This window comes from Dietzia sp. KRD202, assembly GCF_017168155.1.
Lineage (GTDB): Bacteria > Actinomycetota > Actinomycetes > Mycobacteriales > Mycobacteriaceae > Dietzia > Dietzia kunjamensis.
In genome coordinates this window covers 1-412 of the sequence record NZ_JABFAN010000096.1, presented here as the reverse complement: position 1 = coordinate 412, position 412 = coordinate 1, and the positions used below count along the sequence as shown (strand labels likewise).

At 67.0% G+C, this 412-nt stretch carries 1 protein-coding gene; it reads right to left on the bottom strand.

All coding sequences use genetic code 11. The features are described 5' to 3' along the window. Positions 1-412 (bottom strand): hypothetical protein (locus J1M64_RS19050; protein ID WP_206475217.1); only part of this gene is annotated, 412 nt, incomplete at both ends.

Below are 412 nucleotides of genomic sequence, written 5' to 3'. Positions count from 1 at the left end.
GTTCAGGTGCTCGATGCCGGGCCGGTCGATGTGGAGGAGCTTGAAGCCGGCGCGGGCGAGGGAGGCCGCCTCGTTGGGGTAACGGACATCGGTGATGACGACCGGGACGCCAGTCTCGTTGGCCTCCTGGACCCTCGCCAGGGCTGCACGGAGCCAGAAATTCTCGTCGAGGGCGCGAACGGCGGAGCCGAGTTCCTGGAGGATGCGGCGTACTTCGGGGTATATATCCTTTGCGCTCTCCCAACCGACCCGTCGGACGGTTTCGGATAGTCGGAGCGGAGCGTTCATCTGCCCTTGTACTGACGGGTCCAGCCGGAGCGCCGCCTCCTTCAGCGGGTCCGCGAACGCCACGCGCCGGTAGCCACGCTCGTTGACGAACCACTCCCCCGCCGTGTCCTTGCCGGTGTTCGCG